15 protein-coding genes are annotated in these 19,112 nt (G+C 68.8%); 7 read left to right on the top strand and 8 right to left on the bottom strand.

Translation table 11 applies throughout. The annotated features are described in order from the left end of the window. Nucleotides 1–24: 24 nt before the first annotated feature. A complete protein-coding gene (locus ACTWQN_RS13450; RefSeq protein WP_443203760.1) occupies nt 25–357 on the bottom strand; it encodes a hypothetical protein in 333 nt (110 codons plus the stop codon). Then, a complete protein-coding gene (locus tag ACTWQN_RS13445; protein WP_443203759.1) occupies nt 354–863 on the bottom strand; it encodes a YbaB/EbfC family nucleoid-associated protein in 510 nt (169 codons plus the stop codon). The genes ACTWQN_RS13450 and ACTWQN_RS13445 overlap by 4 nt, the downstream gene beginning before the upstream one ends. Before the next feature lie 18 nt (nt 864–881). Here ACTWQN_RS13445 and ACTWQN_RS13440 point away from each other — a divergent pair, with 18 nt between their 5' ends. Then, nucleotides 882–2,165, top strand: a complete 1,284-nt coding sequence (locus tag ACTWQN_RS13440; protein WP_443203758.1) for a S8 family peptidase — start codon at nt 882–884, stop codon at nt 2,163–2,165. Between the two features lie 287 nt (nt 2,166–2,452). On the opposite strand, the gene ACTWQN_RS13435 is transcribed toward ACTWQN_RS13440, so the two are convergent. The 4 genes from ACTWQN_RS13435 to eccD form a co-directional block, all read right to left on the bottom strand. Next, a complete protein-coding gene (locus tag ACTWQN_RS13435) occupies nt 2,453–2,740 on the bottom strand; it encodes a WXG100 family type VII secretion target (protein WP_443203757.1) in 288 nt (95 codons plus the stop codon). Nucleotides 2,741–2,962: 222 nt separating this feature from the next. Then, complete coding sequence (locus ACTWQN_RS13430; protein ID WP_443203756.1) at nt 2,963–3,316, bottom strand: WXG100 family type VII secretion target; 354 nt, start codon at nt 3,314–3,316, stop codon at nt 2,963–2,965. Between the two features lie 133 nt (nt 3,317–3,449). Beyond that, nucleotides 3,450–4,880, bottom strand: a complete 1,431-nt coding sequence (eccB, locus tag ACTWQN_RS13425; protein WP_443203755.1) for a type VII secretion protein EccB — start codon at nt 4,878–4,880, stop codon at nt 3,450–3,452. A 137-nt stretch (nt 4,881–5,017) separates the two neighbouring features. After that, complete coding sequence (gene eccD / locus ACTWQN_RS13420) at nt 5,018–6,421, bottom strand: type VII secretion integral membrane protein EccD (protein WP_443203754.1); 1,404 nt, start codon at nt 6,419–6,421, stop codon at nt 5,018–5,020. Between the two features lie 121 nt (nt 6,422–6,542). Here eccD and eccCa point away from each other — a divergent pair, with 121 nt between their 5' ends. The 5 genes from eccCa (at nt 6,543) to ACTWQN_RS13395 (ending at nt 15,146) form a co-directional block, all read left to right on the top strand. Further along, nucleotides 6,543–10,508: a type VII secretion protein EccCa gene (gene eccCa, locus ACTWQN_RS13415; protein WP_443203753.1), complete on the top strand. Its 3,966-nt coding sequence runs from the start codon at nt 6,543–6,545 to the stop codon at nt 10,506–10,508. A 157-nt stretch (nt 10,509–10,665) separates the two neighbouring features. Continuing rightward, nucleotides 10,666–11,697, top strand: coding sequence for a hypothetical protein (locus ACTWQN_RS13410; protein ID WP_443203752.1), 1,032 nt, complete (start codon nt 10,666–10,668; stop codon nt 11,695–11,697). 6 nt (nt 11,698–11,703) lie between these two features. Then, nucleotides 11,704–13,737 (top strand): hypothetical protein, encoded by a 2,034-nt coding sequence (locus ACTWQN_RS13405; protein WP_443203751.1) that lies wholly within the window; start codon nt 11,704–11,706, stop codon nt 13,735–13,737. A gap of 765 nt (nt 13,738–14,502) precedes the next feature. Beyond that, nucleotides 14,503–14,997 carry a hypothetical protein gene (locus ACTWQN_RS13400; protein WP_443203750.1) on the top strand — a complete coding sequence of 165 codons (495 nt, stop codon included), beginning with the start codon at nt 14,503–14,505 and terminating at the stop codon, nt 14,995–14,997. 8 nt (nt 14,998–15,005) lie between these two features. After that, complete coding sequence (locus ACTWQN_RS13395) at nt 15,006–15,146, top strand: hypothetical protein (RefSeq protein WP_443203749.1); 141 nt, start codon at nt 15,006–15,008, stop codon at nt 15,144–15,146. Nucleotides 15,147–15,364: 218 nt separating this feature from the next. On the opposite strand, the gene ACTWQN_RS13390 is transcribed toward ACTWQN_RS13395, so the two are convergent. Continuing rightward, nucleotides 15,365–16,468 (bottom strand): hypothetical protein, encoded by a 1,104-nt coding sequence (locus ACTWQN_RS13390; protein ID WP_443203748.1) that lies wholly within the window; start codon nt 16,466–16,468, stop codon nt 15,365–15,367. After that, the gene (locus ACTWQN_RS13385; RefSeq protein ID WP_443203747.1) at nt 16,465–17,634 is read right to left on the bottom strand and encodes a type VII secretion protein EccE; all 1,170 of its coding nucleotides are present in this window, start codon (nt 17,632–17,634) and stop codon (nt 16,465–16,467) included. The genes ACTWQN_RS13390 and ACTWQN_RS13385 overlap by 4 nt, the downstream gene beginning before the upstream one ends. 233 nt (nt 17,635–17,867) lie before the next feature. Between ACTWQN_RS13385 and ACTWQN_RS13380 the strand changes: the two genes are divergently transcribed. Beyond that, nucleotides 17,868–18,833: a sigma-70 family RNA polymerase sigma factor gene (locus ACTWQN_RS13380; RefSeq protein ID WP_443203746.1), complete on the top strand. Its 966-nt coding sequence runs from the start codon at nt 17,868–17,870 to the stop codon at nt 18,831–18,833. Nucleotides 18,834–19,112 lie beyond the last annotated feature (279 nt).

Raw genomic sequence — 19,112 nt, 5'->3', positions numbered from 1 at the left:
AATCGCGGTTGGCCGCGACCGCGCTCACGCTTGGACGTCGCGGTGTTGCCGCGCGGAGAACTCGTCGACGTCGCCGTAGGCGGCCAGCGCCGACGTGGCGTTCGCCGCGATCGTGTTCAACTGCTCCCCGAGGTGCTCACGGTTTTCGAAAACCTCCTCGTATCCGAGGAAACTCGGCTTTCCCTGTTGCCCCAACTTGTCGTTGCCGAAGGTCTGCGGATCGTTCATCAGTTGCCCGATGACGCCTTTCTCACCCCCGGCATGTTCCTGGAACGACGCACCGATGGCACCGAGCCGACTGACCAATCCGTACACCGCCTCCGGGCCACCGAGGATCTTCAGCGAATCGTCGCTCATGATTGCTCCTTCCGTTCCGCATAACGCTCGGCATCACTGCGCATCAAATCGGCCAGGTGGTCATCGGCGCCGATCTGATCCGGCTGGTACTCGGCGCGTATTTCGGCCAGTTCGGGCGGCATCTTCTCGTTCATGATCCGCTGGACGGACTCGGTTACCTGGGTCACCGCATCCCTGCTGGCCTGCAGGATCATCGTGGACAGGGCGGCCGCGTTGGGCTGCCGGAAAATCCGGGGATCAATTTCCAGATCGACGAGTTGACCGCGCGGACCGACGACCACCTTCACCATTCGGTCCGGCGACCAAGCGACCCCGGTCTGGTCCATCATCCGCCGCTGCGTTTCCGGTATCGATCTGGTCGCCTCCTGGAGTTGGTCGAGCAACTCGCGGAAAACGGGATTCACCGACATCGGCTGGTAGTCCATCGGTCCACTCCTGAAAGTCCAGAAACTGGTGAAGATCCCGAAAATCGTCGTGCCGAAACTGTGGACAACCCGCGCACCCATTCCGCTAACATTCCCAGCGTGTACGCGAAACGCAGTCTGCGAATGCTGCTCGCCGCCGCTGTTGGCAGTCTCGGCATCCTGGTGATAAATCCGCCCGTCGCGCAAGCGCAGCAGTGCGTCCCGGCCGGTGCGCCGACCAGCCCGGTGCCGTTCGCACAGCAGATGCTCACCCCGGAGCGGCTGTGGCCGATGACCTCCGGGTCCGGGCAACGCGTCGCGGTGGTCAGCACCGGGATATCGGGCAATCCGTTGCTGGGCAACCGGATCGCGGCCAGCGTCGACCTCAGCCCGCCCAGCCGGTCCAGCCTCGCCAGCGGCAGGCCCGACTGCCTCGGGTTGGGCACCGCGGTCGCCGGGATCATCGCCGCGGCGCAGTCCGAGCAGATCGGATTCCACGGCATGGCGCCCAGCACCCAGCTGCTGTCCGCCAAGGTGGTGGGCGACTCCTACCCGAACGGCGCACAGCCGCGCGAGTCCGTCGCCCCGGACACGCTGGCCGCGGGCATCAACTGGGCGGTCGACCAGCGGGCCACCGTGATCACCGTCGCGGCAGTGTCCTATCAGGACAGCGGTGCGCTTCGCCAGGCCGTGCAACGGGCGCTGGCGGGCAACATCGTCGTGGTCGCCGCGGCTGGCCACGCCGAACGCAACGATCCGCCCGGCATCGTGCCGTTCCCGGCGTCCTACGACGGAGTCGTGTCGGTCGGCATGATCGGGCCGGACGGCATGATCGCGGCCGATACGCACGCGCCGCGCGTCGACCTGGTCGCACCCGGTGCCGATGTCACCGTCAGCTACCCGGACAGCGGTGTCGGTCCCGCGTCCGGCACCGAACTCGCGGCCGGGTACGTCGCCGGAACCGTCGCGCTGCTGCGGGATTACCGGCCGCAACTGTCCAACGCGGAGATCGTGCAGCGCCTGCTGGCCACCGCGACCCCGGCACCGGAGGGCGTGGACAGCGGTCGCTACGGCCACGGCATCGTCAACCCGTACCAGGCGGCGGTGGCGAACCTGGTCGGCGGGCACCCGATCGCACTGCCACCCGCCGATCCGGACCTGCCCACCGCCGAGGAGCTCGCCAGGGAAGCCGCCTGGCAGCGCAGCAACTCGCTCGCGTACGCGCTGGCCGGTGCGGGGATCGCGGCGGCCGCGGTGATGACCGTGGTGGTGGTGTTCGGCCCGCGCGGTCGACGTCGGCGGTGGCGAACCGGCCTCGCCCCGGTTCCGGCGGATCGCCCCGAGGACGAGCTGCCCGCACCACCGGTCGAGCTCTTCGGCGACCGGCCGAAATCCGTTGGCTGACAGCATGTTCGAGTTCACCACCCCGGTTCGTCCAGCAGTCGCACGAAGGAGCCGGGTCCGGTTGTGGTGCTTCCGGTCCCGGCTCCGGCAACGCTGGAGGAGCTTGTTCAGGTAAGGAAAGTGCGGCGCTGGCATGGATCTTCCGGTGACCCGCGCGACGGTCGGCCGCCGCCCAGCGATCGCCGTGGACGACCACAGTGGACGGTGCAATTCGCCGCTGCCCAGTTCCACCCAGCACAGCCCCGGAACTCCGGTGCCGATCGGTGTCGGGCGGAACTGGTCGCGCGTCAGCCGAACAGGTTGGACGCCCGCACGTCGGTGGCGAGCATGTCGTCGCTGGCCTGCGTGGTCAGTTGACCGGTGCGCGTCTGGGCGTCGCCGAGCGCGTTGGCCTGGGCGTCCCACTTGAGCTCCGCCTGGTCGAAGGCCTGGGCCGCGGCACCGTGCCAGTCCTCGGCGAGGATCGCCTTGGCCCTGGCCTTGAGGTCCTCGAAGATCGTCTTCATCTGGCCAGCGGCGGTGACCGTGCTGCTACCGGTGTCGCTGATCGCCCCGAACCCGTACTGGATCGTCATGTGCTGTGACCTTCCTTGGCAAATCCGCTTTGAGAGTCCCGATCTGTGGTGGTGCTCGCTTGCCCCGCGGACTGGAGAAGACGATCTGGAGATCGCGAAGATTGGCGTGCGTGGTGCCTGGGTCGTGAGTGGATGTTCCGGTAAGAACCGGGGATTCTCACTCACGAACACACGCTGCTCAGCGGCCCAATCCGCGTGCCTGCTCCGCCGGTCCGCGCATTCCTAGCTGGGCCCCAGGCGGCCGAAGTTTCCCATCCCGCCGCCGCCGTCCACGGAGGCCAGCAGGTTCTGGTAGTCGGCGTCCTGCTGGCCGACCATCTGCGTGGTACCCGACACGCCCTGGGCCAGATCGACGAGGATCTGCGACAAGTTCCGCCAGATGGACTCGAATTCCTGCTGCTTGCCGACCGCCGCGTTCGACGCCCCGCCCTGCCACGCCGCACCCGCGATCGACATGTAGTTGTCGACGATCTGGCGCATCAGCGTGCTGGCGTTCTCGTGCGTGTCGCCGATGGCGACCTGCAACTGGTTGGTCTGTTCCGGTGTGAGCTTGAGATCTCCAGCCAACTCCGTCACCCCTCATAGGTGGGCAGTGGTTTCTCCGGCAGGCTATGCCGATCCGCTGCCAGATGGCGGACAGTGGCAAAACCCTGCCATCATCCACAATTCGCAGCTCACACCGCCAGATGCCGGGTTGTGTGCGGGAGAACTACGGGAGTGCTGTCGCGGTCAGCAGCGCGGCGGCCGGATCCAGCGTCGGCCCCGCCGGAATGCGCTGCACCAGCTCAGCGGGCATCGGCACCGCATCTGCCGCGCTGTAGCCCAGGGTCTGCAGCACGGCTTCCGACGGGACCGGGAAGCGCAATCCCAGATCGGTGATGATGTTGTACGCACCGGCCGGATCGGTCGCCGAGGCCTTGGCCCGCACGATCACCACCCCGCCGGAGGGCACCAGCACGCGGTCGGCGAGCCGGGCCCCCTCCACCGTCTCCGAGCTGGTCTCGATGCCCGCGTCGAGCACCGCCGTGTCGCCGCCCAGCGAGACCTGCGCCGCGAGGCCCGCGTCCGCGGTGCGCGCGCACAGGGTGGCTCGCCGGTCGGCGGGCACCGGGGCGAGTTCCGGCACGTCAGCGGGCTTGGCCGATTCGCCGCTCGGCGCGGAAAGCGCGTTGCTGATCGGCGCGGAGTTCGCCACCGCCGGAGTGATCTGCACCGGTTCGACCGGGTACTGGCCGCGCAGCGTGCGCACCTGGAATTCGGTCAGCGGGGCCAATCCGTCCGGACGCACCAGGTAGTACTGCTGGCGTTGACCGATCGGGTGGAAGACGAGGTCACCCACGTTGCGACCACCGAGCACTGTGGACGGTGTCCCGAAGCCGTCGACGGCGATCGGCGCGATGTCCTGACCGGCTGGGAGCCCGTTCAGCCAGCCGGTTCCAGCGTCCAGCACCACGGCCTGCGGCCCGAACACCGACCGGATCACCTGCTCCGGCTGGACCGCGCCGTCCGGCGAGCCGACGATCCGGTACCGGTGGTCCCGCCAGATCAAGTAGGTCAGGTGGTCGGTCGCGTCGCGGACCAGCACCGACCGCTGGTCCAGCGGACTTCCGCCCGCCAGCGACCCGCTGACGAACAGCGTGGTCGTGTCGATCGCGCCGCCCGCCGAGTTCACACCGGGCACCGAGCACATCGTCCACGGGCCCTTGAGCACGAATTTGCGGTCCGGCAACGAATCCGGTGCACCGAGGATGCCGACGGTGGGCCTGCGCGGGATGCCCGCGAGGCTCTTGGTCGCCACCCGGTGCACCAACGTGTCGGACTTCCCGGCGATCAACCGGGCCGAGGCGAAGTTCAGGGTGGGCTGCAGCACGCCCTGCCGGTAGACGAAGCTGGCGCCGGTTTCGCGTTCGATGATGACCGATCCATCGGCCTGCCACGCCGTGCCGCCCACCCCGGTGAACACGCCGTACACCCCGAAACCGGCCGCCACCAGCACGGCGATCATCACGCCCGCGAACACGGCACCGACCCCGCGCCGCAGCGGGCTCTGCTCCGGGTCGGTCTCGCGCACCACCACCGCGGAAACCACCCGCTGCATCATGAACTGGTAGGCCTGGAGCTGGTCTCGACGATTAGCCACGATTCAGCCTGTTCTCGGGATTCGACTCTGCTGGTACCCATTCAGGTGAGGGGTGAGGGGCACCCGTGACCAAGTAAGTGGGTCACAGGTGCCCCTCACCTCATCCCGTCACCTTGTGTTGCGCTCACGATCTGGCCCTACCCGATGGACGCCATCAGGCCTTGGACGTAGGCGAAGAAACCAGTGATGTACGCGGCGTAGGGGATCAGCGCCAGGATAGCCACCACATCGGTCCAGTCGGCGATCCGGCCGAGGTACGGTGACGGGTTCTTCCGGGTGTACACCACCCCGGCCGCCGCGATCAGCAGCGCGATCAGGCCCAGTGCCAGCAGCGAGAGCGCCAGCGCCAGCGTGGACTGGAAACCGGCGATCAGCTGCCCGGCGAACCCGGCGACCGCCAGCAATCCGGCCACCAGCAGCGGAATTCGCTGCCGGGGCACCACGAACAGCCGGGACCGCAGCAGCAGCGCCACCGCGCCCAGCACCAGGATGGTCAACCGCGCGGTACCGCCGCTTGCGATCAGCGGCGGCGCGCAGCACACCGAGACGATCGCCAGCCCCAGCAGCAGTCCGGTGAGCACCTCGTCGGCGCGGCGAGCGGCGTCGAACACCGTGGACGTCGGCGCGGCGGGCTTGTCGTCGGTGAGCAGGTCGGCCGCGCGCTGCGGGAGTTCCGGCAGCGGTAACCGGCCGAGCCGGATCGCCAGCAGCGGATATCCGGGCAGCAGCGCGATTCCCACCGTCAGCACCACCGCCGCTGCCGGGTCGGCCCCGAGCCAACCGCCGAGACCGGCCCCCAAGGTGCCCAGCAGTCCGATGCTGATCGCCGCGACGAAAACCCGGGATTCGGCGGCCACCCCGACGTAACCGGCGATCCCGAACACCAGCAGCGCGATGGTGCCGACCAGCAACTGCGAGCTGCCGAACTGCAGCAGGCCGACGTGCGCGGGCGCGGTGATCAGCAGGCCGCCCAGGAACGCGTACGGCAGACCGCATCCGGCGAACAGCGCGCCACCCCGCGCGTCCGGCACCGCCCGCGCGACCACGACGCCCAGCGCCGTCAGAACCACCGCCGCGACAAGCATGATCAGGCCAGGAGCCAGCCACGGGCCGCGGAACAGCAACGTGATCAGGGTGCCGCCGAGCAGCACCGAACCGCCGACCACCAGACCGCACCGCCGGGTGGCGGCACGTCCCCAGCTCCGGCCGCCGCGTCGCGCTCCGCTGGCGATCGTCTCGACCAGGTCGTCGTACTCGATCTCCGGCCATTCCGACTGGCCGGGGACCAGGTGGAGCACCTCGCCGTCTCGGATTTCCTGTGCGCCAAGGGTTTGCCGCGGGTCCAGGCGTTGCCCGGTGGGGCGGCGCAGCGCCCAACCGCCGTGGCGTTCCCCGGCGTCGGCCGCGTCATCGCCCGCGTGACGCAGAATGTAGGGCAGCAGCTCGGCTACTGTGACATCCTCGGGCAGCGCGACATCGATTCCGCGCTTCGGTGTGGATATCGTTACTTTCGCCAGTGTGGTGCCCATTGTGGACGTCATGGCGCTCCTCTGGAGAACGTGACGGTGGAAAAAGCGTCAGCAGCGTAGCAATCCGGAACGCGGCAGTGGGATGACTGGAACGAAAACCCTTTGCCGCAGGCGCCCTTCGGAGGTCTCGGTCTTGGGAACGATCATCGTCAAGCGACCGCTGCGGCGGCCCGCGCCCGACTTGCCCTCCGGCGAGCTGGTACTCGACCCGCCACCGGAGAACCCGCCGCCGCCCGGCCGCAACTGGACCCGGGTGCTGATGGTGCTGCCGATGATGGCCGGGATGGCGGGCATGGCGCTGCTGATCGGCGCGGGCCGCTCCGGTCCCCTGATGTACGTCGCGGGCGGGCTCTACGGCGCCGCGATCCTCGGCATGATCGGTTTCCAGGTGATGAGCCAGGTCGGCCAGGGCGCCAGCAAGCAGGAGATGATCGACGAGCGGCGCCGGTACATGCGGCGGCTGAGCCAGTTGCGGGCGCAGGTGCGCGCCACCATCGAGGGCCAGCGGCAGGCGATGTTCTACCGGCACCCGAATCCCGACCAGCTCTGGTCGACCGCGCACAGCGCCCGGCTGTGGGAGCGCCGCCCCAACGACTGGGATTACACGGTGATCCGAATCGGCCTGGGCCCGCAGGAACTCGCCACCCGCCTGGTGCCGCCGGAGACCAGACCGATCGACGAGCTCGAACCGCTGTGCGCGATGGCGCTGCGGAAGTTCGTCACCACCTACTCGGCGGTGCCGGATCTGCCGGTCGCCGTGGCGCTGCGCGGGTTCGCCCAGATCTACGTCACCGGCGACCGCGAAGCCAAGCGCGCGTTCGCCCGCGCCGTGGTCGCCCAGCTCGGCACCTTCCACGCCCCCGGCAACGTGCTGACCGCGTTCTGCATCGACCCCGACGACCGGGACGTGTGGGACTGGGCGAAGTGGCTGCCGCAGGCGCTGCACCCCACCAAGCTCGACGCGGTCGGGCAGATCCGGCTGGTGGCGCCCAGCATCACCGCGTTGGAGGCGATGCTCGACGACGTGCTGGCCAACCGGCCCCGGTTCAACCCTGGCTCGATGCCGATCGAAGGCGCCGCGCACCTGGTGGTCTTCCTCGACGGCGGCGACACCGCCAGCTCGGAACACCTGATGATCGAGGGCGGCGTCGAAGGCGTCACGCTGATCAACCTCGCCGCGCAGCCGCCGCGCGTGCTCGACGCCACCACGCTGGTGCTGGACATCAACGCCGAAGGCAAGCTGAGCAGCCGCACCATGGACGGTGCCGCGGACATCGGCCGCGCCGACGCGTTCGACATCGAAGGCATCCGCGGCCTGGTGCGGTCCCTGGCGCCGATGCGGCTTTCCACGCTCTCGGCCGCCGAGCAACCGCTGTCCGGTTCGCTGGAGCTGACCGACCTGCTGGGGCTGGGCGACCCGTACGAGTTCGAGGCGAAGAAGAACTGGACGACCCGCTCCAACCGGGACAAGCTGCGCGTGCCGATCGGCATCACCGCCGACGGCCGCCCGATGGAGCTGGACCTCAAGGAATCCGCCCAGGACGGCATGGGACCGCACGGGCTGCTGGTGGGCGCCACCGGCTCCGGCAAGTCCGAACTGCTGCGCACCCTGGTGCTGGCGCTCGCGGTCACCCACGACTCGCAGATCCTCAACTTCGTGCTGGTCGACTTCAAGGGTGGCGCGACGTTCACCAAACTCGACCGGCTGCCGCACACCAGCGCGGTGATCACGAACCTGGCCGACGAACTGCACCTGGTGGACCGGATGCTCGACGCGATCCAGGGCGAACTGGTGCGGCGGCAGGAATTGCTGCGCAAGGCCGGTGACTACGCCTCCCAGCGGGACTACGAGCGGGCCCGCACCGCCGGGGCGCCGCTGGAACCGCTGTCCTCGCTGCTGGTCGTCGTCGACGAGTTCTCCGAGCTGCTCACCGCCCGACCCGACTTCATCGACATGTTCGTGCAGATCGGACGGGTCGGCCGCTCGCTCGGCGTGCACCTGCTGCTGGCCTCCCAGCGCTTGGAGGAAGGCAAGCTGCGCGGCCTGGATTCGCACCTGTCCTACCGGATCGGCCTGCGCACCTTCTCCGCGATGGAGAGCCGGGTGGTGCTCGGCGCACCCGATGCGTTCGAGCTGCCGCGTTCGCCCGGCAACGGATTCCTGCGCTCCGGCACCGAAGAACTGCTCCGCTTCAAAGCGGCCTACGTCTCCGGTCTGCACCAGCGCGGGGTCGTCAAGCGCACCGACGGCGAGGGCAGGCAGATCGACCCGGTGCAGGACTACTCCACCCGCTACCTGCGGCCCCGCACCACCGAGGAGGTGCTGGCCAAGGCCGAGGAGACCGAGGAGGTCGGTGACACCCTGCTCGACGTGCTGGTGGACCGGCTGGAAGACCAGGGCGAACCGGCCCACCAGGTCTGGCTGCCACCGCTGGACGAACCGCCCACCCTGGACCAGCTGGTCGGCCCGCTGGTCGCCGACCCGCAGCGGGGCCTGAGCACCGAGAAGCCGGAACTGCGGGGCAAGCTGCGCGCGGTCGCCGGGGTCATCGACCGGCCCTTCGAGCAGCGCCGCGACCTGTGCGAACTGGACCTGGCCGGGGCGGGCGGCAACGTCGTGGTCGTCGGCGGTCCGCACAGCGGCAAGAGCACCCTGCTCCGCAGCATCATCGGCAGCCTCGCGCTCACCCACACCCCGAACGAAGTGCAGTTCATCTGCCTGGACTTCGGTGGCGGCGGGCTGACCGGCATGCGCGAGCTGGCGCACGTCGGCAGCGTCGCGACGCGGCGCGAAACCAACCAGGTGCGGCGCAGCATCGCCGAAGCGGTCGGGCTGCTCGCCGAACGCGAGGCCAGGTTCGCCCAGCACGGCATCGATGGCATGGCCACCTACCGGCGGCTGCTGCGCGAGGGCCGGTTCCCGGAGGACCGGTTCGGTGACCTCTTCCTGGTGGTGGACGGCTGGCTGACGTTGCGCGGCGAATTCGAGAGCCTGGAGGGCGACGTCACGCAGCTGGCGAACCGGGGCCTGGCGTACGGCATCCACGTGATCGCCAGCTGCAACCGCTGGATGGACCTGCGGATGACGATGCGGGACGTCTTCGGCAGCCGCATCGAGTTGAAGCTCGGCGACGCGGTGGACTCGATGCTCGGCAGGCGCGAGGCCGCCAGCGTGCCCGACCAGTCGCCGGGCCGCGGCCTGTCGCCGGACGCCGGGCAGTTCCTGGCGGCGGTACCCCGGGTGGACGACCGGTCCACCGACGAGGATCTTTCCGACGGCATCCGGCACTTCGTCGAGTCGGTCAACCAGGCGTGGCAGGGCCAGGCGGCGTCCGGGGTTCGGCTGCTGCCCGCCGAACTGCCGTACTCGGCGCTGCCGGAGGCGGAGATCCGCTCGCCGCGCGGTATCCCGGTCGGCATCTCGGAGGCCGATCTCCAGCCGGTGCACCTCAACTTCGAGGCCGAACCGCACTTGATGGTCTTCGGCGACGTGGAGTCCGGCAAGAGCACGCTGTTGCGGTCGCTGGCCAAGAGCATCATGACCCGGTACACGCCGGAGCAGGCGCAGATCGCGGTCATCGACTTCCGGCGCAGCCTGCTCGGGATGGTGCCCGACGAGTACCTGGTCGGCTACGCCAGCGCGGCGGGCGGCGTCCAGGAGATGGTGCGGCTGACCATCCAGGCGATGCAGAAACGCCTGCCCGGCAACGACATCACGCCCGAGCAGCTGCGCAGCCGCAGCTGGTGGAGCGGTCCGGAGCTGTTCGTGCTGATCGACGACTACGACCTGGTGGCGCCGAACCCGCACGACAACCCGCTGATGCGGATGCTGGACTTCATGACCCAGGGCCGAGACATCGGCCTGCACCTGGTCCTGACCCGCCGAGTCGGCGGCGTCGCCCGAGCGATCTTCGACCCGGTGATCTCCCGCATCCGCGACCTGGCCTCGCCAGGCGTCCTCCTCTCCGGCAACCCAGAAGAAGGCCCAGTCTTCGGCAAACTGAAACCCGAACCCCTACCACCAGGTCGAGGCTGGCTCGTCACCCGAACCCGAGGCAACGAACTAGTCCAATTCACCAACCTCCCCCCGGAGCACTGAACCCCCGTTCACAAGATCAGGACGGAGTGAAGGGCACCTTTGACCGACTATGCCGGTCAAAGGTGCCCTTCACCTGTACCCGAACGGAGATCGGGGCTTGGCCTACGGATGCCACCGGGGCTTGGGGTTGACAGGGGGTAGTTAGGTTGGTGGTGGAGTGGTTTTCGGCCTGACCTGGCGCAGCGAAGGGGACATGATGGCACCTCCACCACCGGATCCAGGCGGTAGCGGACCGACCTGGCCGACCAGCGGCAAGGAACTCAAGGCCGACCCCAGTTCGCTGCGCGGTTACGGCGAGAACGTCGCGACCATCGGCAAGAACCTGGAAAGCGACGCGATGGGCCCGGCCATGCTGGTCAACGGTGGCGGTGACGACATCGCCATCAGCACCGCCGGGTTCCCGGAGGGCACCCGAGCGCAGACGCTGGTCGGCCGCAACGGCCAGGAGATGATGATGTTCCTGCAGGCCGTCCGGCAGAACCACCTGGCCATCTCCTCGGCGGCGCACACCTGCGCCGACATGTACGAGGGGACCGACGGCGCCAACGCGGTCCGGCTCGCCGGTGTCGAGTGGGCGTTCGCCCTGCCCGGTGCGCAGCGGCCCGCCGAAGCCCCCGCCTACCTCAAGGAAACCCTCGCAGACGGGCTGAAGACCGCGGGCGGCCTCGGCCCGGTCGCCGAGGAGAAGCTGGTCGAAACCAACCACTTCTCCGGCGGCGTGGCCTACAAGTACCAGGCGTCCGACGGCCGCGTCCGCACCGTGGTGCGAACCCCCGAGGGCATCACGGAGACCGGCTACAACAGTCAGGGCGTCCAGGTCTACACCACGACCGCGCAGCCGAACGGCACGATGATCACCACGACCTACAACGAGAAGACCGGAAAGGTCGTGAACACCTCCACCCGGACTGTCACCAACGTGCCACAGGGCGGCGGCACGGTGGACGAGGTGACTACCGTGACGAACCGGGACGCGGCAGGCAAGGAGTCCACGACCAAGGACCACAAGGTCACCACCGAGTACGGGGACGGCACGCAGACCCGGCAGTACTACACCGAGGACGACCAGGGCAACCGCTCGGGCGAGCGCTACATCGGGCGGCAGCCCAAAGCAACCACCCCGGAGGACTGGGCGGCGGAAGTCGAGCAGAACCTGCAGCGCAACCGGCAGATGATCGGAGGGGGCTGATCGGCGATGAGCCAACCAACACCGCCACCGGGCGACGACTACTTCGGCTACCCGTACCAGACGTTGGAGAACTACTCGGTGGGAGCCGGTCAGGGGCCGATGACCCCCGACGACCTCTACTACACCGGCACGACCCAGGACAGCGGGGAATACACGCAGAGCCCGGAAGGCGCGGCCGCCCGGGGCACCACGATCGAGGACGTCGAGCGGCAGCTCATGGGCGAACAACCCGGTACCGCCGACGAACGCGGCGACCAGTTCGACAACGTCGCCACGATGCTCGCGAACGTGCAGACCCAGCTGCAGTCGCAAACCCAGCAGTTGGACGCGGAGTGGGAATCCCCCGCCGCCAAGGACGTCTTCATGAGCAAGGTCGGCGAAACCCTTGCCTACCTGAAGGTTTGGCAGAACGCCGCGAACCGCAACGCCAGCGCCCTGCACGGGCTCGCCCAGGTGATGCGGGAGGCGCAGGAGGAAATTCGCGAACTCGTCCGGCAGTACGAAGCGGAGAAGTCCGCCGCCGGTGATCGCACTGTCGAGGGCAACGAGCCGAACCCGGCCGAGGGTCTGCGGGCGGGCCGGGAGCAGGACGCCGTCAAGGAGAAGTACGACCGGCTCGCGCGGGAACTGGCGAGCCGGGTCGCGGGTGAGTACATCCCGTACCTCAGCCTGCTTTCGGCGGGCCGCGCGATGCGGCTCGACCCGTTGAACGCGGTGTCGCACCCCGGCGCGTTCGGCATGCCGCTCCCACCGGGCGGCGCCCCGGGCGCCCCCACCGGAACCGCACCACCAGCCGGGGCCCCCGACGCACCGACCGGGGCCGCGCCGCCCACCGGCGCACCTGACGCACCGACCGGAGCCGCACCACCAACCGGCGCACCCGGCACGCCCGACGGTTCCCCGCCACCCAGCGGCGCCCCCGACGCACCCATCGGGTCGGCACCCCCCGCCGGAGCACCCGCCCTGCCACCCGGGGCGGCGCCACCCGGGGCACCACCGCCCGGCCCGACGCCAGCTCCGCCGGGGCCCAGCGGGTTCGTCCCGCCCGCGCTCGTGCCGCCCGGAAAGTTCGGCCTGCCGATCGGCCGCATCGGCGCCCCGGCACCGGGCGATTTCCAAGGCAATCCGGCGCTTTTCGGCCCACCGGGCACCACGCCGGGCGGCGCTCCGCCCACCGGGGTGCCCAGCACGCTGAGCGGCGGCCCGGGCACGCCGGGATTGGCCGGACCCACCACACCGGGCAGCACCCCACCGGGCACCCTGACTCCGCCGCCACCGGGCGGTGCCCCGGCCCAGCAACCGAAGCAGCAGGGCAGGATCCTCAACGGACGCGCCAAGAGCAACCCCGGAAACCCGGGCGGCACAGCGCTTCCGCCGGAGACCAGGGGCACCCGGCCACCAGCGGCGCAGGGCGCGGTACCGCCGGGGACCGGCGCACCGGGCTCGCCGAACTCCCGCAACGGCGATCGGTCCACGCTCAGCTCGGAGATCCCCGAGGCGTTCCAGCCGCCGCCGACCGCGGCCCCACCGGTGCTCGGCAACGACCAGCGACGCACCCGACCGGGCAGCCGCGCGGAAGCGCCGACCGCACATCCGGGCAGCTCCGACGTGCCGCCGGTGTTGAGCAACCCGCACCGAACCGGCCCGGCCAAGACCTTCACGGAACGCCGGGCGCAGCGCAAGCTCGACCGCGAGAAGCAGCGGCAGCAGCAACCGACCTCGGAGTTCGCCACCGAACTCCCGATCAGCATCGCACCGGTCCTGCAAGCCCGGACGACACCGGAAGTCGACGTGCAGGCCGAGCTGAACGCCCAGGTACCGGTCGTGCTGCGCGCGGACCCCAGTACCGCACCGGACGAGCACGCGGCGCCCAAGATCTACGCCGACCGCACGTCCCGCAACACCCAATCGTCCGCGCCTGCGCCGCTCGCGGAGCAACCCGCTTGGGAAGTCGAAACCCCGGGCGGCCCGGTGGTCAGCGGCGAATCCGAATACCGCTACCGCCCAGAACCAACCCCAACCATCAACGGCAAGTCCTGACACCGAGCTGGGTGCGAAGCGGCACCGGTCACCGCTTCGCACCCAGCCCAGGTGCCAATCGCGCTTGATGCCCGTCGTTGAACTCGTTTTGCGGTGCGGGTAGCGGAACCTCAGAGTCTGTCTTCGAACTCGTTTTGCTTCGCGGTGCGGGTGGCAGACCTGGCGAGTTCGCGCGAAATCGCCACCCGCCCCGCGTGGGAGACGGCGCTTTAGCGCGAAATCGCCCACCTCACCCGAGGCGGAAGGCCCGACACGACCACTTCAAAAACAGGCACTCAGACGCCGTCTCGTCTCCGCCTATCCCCGACTCATCTATGTCCGATGCACCACGTCGAGGCAGGCCTCCCAGCGAACGCGGTGGGCAGCGCCTGAGAACCCGCGGCGGTGCAAACTGCGAGAGCGGGCTGACGCCGCTTCCAAAAGCAAGATCAAAGACAGCCGCTTGAGGCCAAGGATGGCACGATGCGGCATCCTCTTGGGCAATAAGAACTCTAATACGATGAGCACGGCGAGCTGACTCAGCCGTTTGGGCCCCGTCCCCACTCCGAACGTATAGCCTCCACTGCATGATGTCCCCGAGCAGCAAAGGATGGCGCGTCAGCTCAACCACGATCCCGCTTGCGATGCTGGTCGACTGCTCCTCGTCCCGCACCCCTCGGATCCCCAGCGACACCACCGGATCCGCCGCAGAACCGGAAATCCAGCCCAACGTCGCTGAGAACTCACCTCACCGCAGTAGATCAAGTGATTTGAAAGGTAACTGCCATGCTGTGGAAAAGAAGACGGCGGCGCGCTGAACTCGAAGAAAAGATGGCCGCCTTCGAAAAGGCTACAGCCGAACTAATATCTACTTATACCGCTGGAGATTGGGATTCCACTCTTACCCTGGCCAACTCCCTTGCAGAGGACTTGAAGCCTATCGCGACCTTGCCACGAATGGGGATATGCCTCTATCATGCAGAGTCGATTCAACTGCGCATTGCATACAAGCGCGAAGATGTCGAGTTAATTGAGGCTATCGCGCGCAAGAGCCACGATCCAGAGGTGTCGGACAAAGCTTTTAGAACTTTAACGCGAATATCGACCCATTCTGGCCTCAATTTTGATCGAAACATATTGAGCCTGGATTCAATTCTTCATGAGTCCCTGCGGGAGCTGAGGTTAATAAGTGATGCCGAGAGCCAGATCGTCCGCATGAGAAATCCGGACCCCGCTCTGATCGGTACCCACTACTTCCCTCAACTTTACCGACGTCACTAATAAGTGGGTTGGCACGCTGGCACTGGTGCAGACAGGCGGCCGACGGCGTGGTGATTCTGCGCTCGTTCCGGCTGAATCTGTCCATGGCGGCAAGCTCGTCCAGCGTCGTTGTGCTCGTGCTGACCATCGTGCAGCTGGGCGCCGTGTAGCCGGTCGCAGCAGCTCGGGCCGTTGACTTGCTGGATCGCGTGAACGGCCCGAGCCTACGGAAGATGGAACCCACGCTCGGGGCTCGTCCCGCCGAGCATCCTGACCTGCATCAACCATGATCGCCGTACTTCAATGGTAGTGATACAAATAGAGGTCATCTAGAATCGGGATTCCCACTCACCACCACGAACTGCCCAGCCCCAATCTGCGCGCCTTCCTAGTACCGGCCGGGTCGGCCCAGCTCGTCCCGCTCTTCGTCCGAAGTGGACAGCCACACGTAGTGGTTCTCCGACTTCGTCAGGACCGCCAGCATGTCGTCGCGCAGGGCTTGCAGTTGCCCGGCGGTGCGGGTGGTGAAGCGGCGGGCGGCGGCGATCACCGACGCCTCGTAAGGCATCAGACGCTGGAGCATCACGACGTCCGACTCCAGGACGGTGGCCGCCCGCCCCGCGTTGAACTGGTGCAGCACCATCACCCGGGTCTGCCACGGCGCCGGTTCGGCCGGGGACGGTGGGGATTCCCCGTCGTACAGCGACAGCACCGGGGCGTCCGGTGACGCCACCACGCCCGCGTGCGAGCCCGGCTCCAGCACCGCGACCCGGTCGCCACGACCGGTCGCCACCTGCCCCAGGTCCGACCAACCCGCTGGCTGGTCGGTGAACACCAAGACCTTCGCCCCGTACCGCAGCGCCCGGTAGGCGAGCAGCCGCGCCGCCCAGGACGCCCCGACCAGCGCGATCGACACCGGGTCGGGGCGGAACAGCGTCAACGTCACCGGGAACCCGGCCTGGTTGCGGCCCAGCAGGAAGCCGAACGACGTTCCGGTCAACTGCATCAGGTCGAGATCGCGTTCGCTGGCCTGGTGCTGGCCGATGTCCAGCCGTGGCACCGAACGCTGCTTGCGCGGTCGCCAGTCCGGGTGCTTGCGCACGACCATCGTCGGGCTGTCGTCCGCGTACGGCCCCGGTCCACCCGCAGGCGGCATCGGCGCGGCGAGCCCGATGGCCCTGGACTCCACCGATGCGACCGATGCGGTAGCGGCGGTGTTGCCCAGGACCCCTCGCCCGCTCCACTCCGACCCGCCCAACGCGGGCGCGAAGGCGGCGTCATCCGCGCCGACCTGCGTCCCGTCCAGCTCCGGACCGGCGGCCGGGACCGGTGGCTTGGCCGCCGAGATCACCGGAACCAGCTTGTGCACCTCGGTTTCGGTGCCATCCGGGTTGGCGACCTGCGGCCTCGCGACTGGGGGTGGCACCTCCTGCGGTGCCGCGGGAGGTTGCTGGGCAGCCTGCGGCGCCGACTGGAACTGTCCTGCGTTCACCGCGCGCCACCCCCGGTCGGCGCCGAGGCGTACACCGCCGGCAGCTGTTGTCCGTCCAATCTGGACAGTCGACCACCCGCGTACTCGGCGAGCTGGACGACCATGTCGCAGGTCTGCTGGTACCGCTCGGCGATGGTGGCCACCCGCACCAGCCCGCGAACACCGGTGCTGCCCTGTTCGGGCTCCATCATGATCGAGATGTTGACCTGCGCATCCGGTACTTCCGCGAGCGCCGAGAGCAGTAGCGAACCGCGTTCCGGGTTGGGCCAGTTGCGCATCCAGAAGCACCCGTGCGTCAACTTGGTGGAACGCCAGCAATCCCACTCCTCCTGCGGCTGGATCGGACGCCGATCAGCCGGGGCCCCCAGATCGCAGGACCGCACCAGCGCATCCAGCAAGCCGTCGGCATCGAGCATCCGCGCCGTCAAACCCCGGCGCCGCAACGCCCTCTCCACCCGCCTGGTCAACTCGGCGAGTACCGCTGGCACATCCAGATCACCACCGGGGCGGCCGACCGCCGCCTCGGCGACGACCTGCGAATCCAACCGCACCGCGAGCCAGGTCGCGTGGTCGCGCTGGTCCGACCTGGGCAGCGGTGCGCTGTGCAGCACCACCTGCACCACGACCCCGGCCTGTTCGACCTCGGTGGCGATCCGCGCCAACGCGGCCAGCGGGATCGGCGGCTGCGGCCCGTCGTCGACGCCCACCTCCAGCACGGCGAACCAGCCCGCACCGTCACTGCCCATGCCCAGCCGCACTCCCTCGGCGCCCGGCACGTCCTCCACGGTCAGGTCGGGAGCCAACTCGCACAGCGATACCAGCCGCGGGTCGTCCCGGCGTGCCGCGACGATGCCGCGCCGGTACCGGAAACGCATGCGCAGCTGGAGGATCTCGGTCCACCAGTGGTCTTTTCGCCAACCGAAGGTCGCGACCGCGGCGGCCAGCCCGACCAGTCCGCCGACGATCAGCGCCCACAGCGCCTGGAAGATGACGAAGCACAACGAGAGCTGGACGAGTTCGAACACCAACAGCCGGGCGAGGCTGACCGGTCCGAGGCGGCCCGGCCTGCGCCGGGGGCGGAACCACGCGTCATCGCGCGAACGGCCGGGCCGCCCGGCCGAATTCGCTCTGGGCGGTTGAACTGCAACGCTGGTCTGCGTCGTCATCGATGGTGGATCCCTCCCACGCGGCAAAGATTATCTTGGCAGCCGCCCGGCGGACAGCCATCTTTCGGCTCCGCCGATCGGCCCAGCCGTACCCGACCCGCACATCGGCCCCGAACCGCGCGCACTACCAGCGGTTTCGCCGCGATCGCCGATCCGATCGCGCGCCAGCGCCATGACAGCTCGATTCGCCACCCTGGACAACTGCGTGCCCGTGCGTCCGAAAGGCTTGGCAGGTGGCGGCACCGCTGCTGGACATCGAACCGGATGTTTCCGAAACCCGCGGTGGCCGAATCGCGACCACCGCGGACTTGGTGCGCCTCTACCTCGCCGGGATCAGCCGGGCCGAACTGCTCGACCAGGCGCAGGAGGTCGAGCTCGCCAAGCGCATCGAGGCCGGTCTGCTCGCCGAGAACCTGCTTGCGCAGCAAGGCGATCGGCTGTCGCGGCAATACCGGGCCGAGTTGGCCGAACTCGTCGCGGAGGGCCGGGCCGCGAAAATAGCGCTGCTGGAGGCGAACCTGCGGCTGGTGGTGAGCATCGCCAGGCGCTACACCGGGCGCGGCATGCCACTGCTGGACCTGATCCAGGAGGGCAATCTCGGTCTGCTGCGCGCCATCGAGAAGTACGACCACACCCCGAGCTTCAAGTTCGCCACCTACGCGACCTGGTGGATCCGCAAGGCGATCACCCGAGCGCTGCTGGACCAGCCGCGCACCATCCGACTGCCCGTGCACGTGGCCGAGCAGGTCAACCAGGTTTCGCGGATCCGGCGCGACATGGCGGTGCGGTTGGGTCGGGAGCCGCGGCACGAGGAGACCGCCGAGGCGCTGGGCGTGTCGCCCCGCCAGGTGCTCGAACTGCTCTCGCACGCCAGGGAACCGATCAGCTTGGACCAGCCGATCGGGCCGGACGGCAGCGGCACGCTGGCGGATGCGATCGGCCAGGACTCGCCCGGGGACGGCGCCGGATTTCGACTGCTGCGACGCGAGATCGAGGCCGTGCTCGGCACGCTCAGCCCACGCGAGCAGGAAGTGCTCCGGCTGCGCTGCGGCCTCGACGACGGTCGGCAGCGCACCCTCGACGAGGTCGGCCGGGAACTCGGCGTCACCCGCGAACGCATCCGGCAGATCGAGCGCCGCGCGCTGACCAAGCTCCGCGAACCCGCCCGCGCCGACCGCCTGCTGGCGTACGTGAGCTGACCGGCGGCCGCCAGCTCTCCCGTATCCGAGCCGTACCCGCAAGTTCCCTCAACTCCTTCGCACGCCGTTGATCTGCGCTTTCCGATCCGCCCGCGGGTTGGTCGTGCACTGCGAATCGCCAGACCCGGTACGGATAATGAAACAGGTGTCGCCGGGCCCAGACCCCCCGGCCGGAGCCCGGCGCACCGTCGCTCTTGGGTGGTTCTCAACGGAACAACCACTCACGAGTACCAGGGAATCCACAAAGGACTCTCGATCCGCTCGCCTTGGTACGCGTTG

Source organism: Saccharopolyspora antiqui, assembly GCF_052246905.1.
Classification (GTDB): domain Bacteria; phylum Actinomycetota; class Actinomycetes; order Mycobacteriales; family Pseudonocardiaceae; genus Saccharopolyspora.
Note: the sequence above shows the minus strand (reverse complement) of the source record. Positions and strands in the feature narration are given on the sequence as shown.

Bases quoted from the DNA above. Each gene is read 5' to 3' on its own strand.
- ACTWQN_RS13450 (WP_443203760.1), bottom strand. From the start codon at position 357: ATGAGCGACGATTCGCTGAAGATCCTCGGTGGCCCGGAGGCGGTGTAC.
- ACTWQN_RS13445 (WP_443203759.1), bottom strand. From the start codon at position 863: ATGGGTGCGCGGGTTGTCCACAGTTTCGGCACGACGATTTTCGGGATC.
- ACTWQN_RS13435 (WP_443203757.1), bottom strand. From the start codon at position 2,740: ATGACGATCCAGTACGGGTTCGGGGCGATCAGCGACACCGGTAGCAGC.
- eccD (WP_443203754.1), bottom strand. From the start codon at position 6,421: ATGACGTCCACAATGGGCACCACACTGGCGAAAGTAACGATATCCACA.
- ACTWQN_RS13405 (WP_443203751.1), top strand. From the start codon at position 11,704: ATGAGCCAACCAACACCGCCACCGGGCGACGACTACTTCGGCTACCCG.
- ACTWQN_RS13400 (WP_443203750.1), top strand. From the start codon at position 14,503: ATGCTGTGGAAAAGAAGACGGCGGCGCGCTGAACTCGAAGAAAAGATG.
- ACTWQN_RS13385 (WP_443203747.1), bottom strand. From the start codon at position 17,634: ATGACGACGCAGACCAGCGTTGCAGTTCAACCGCCCAGAGCGAATTCG.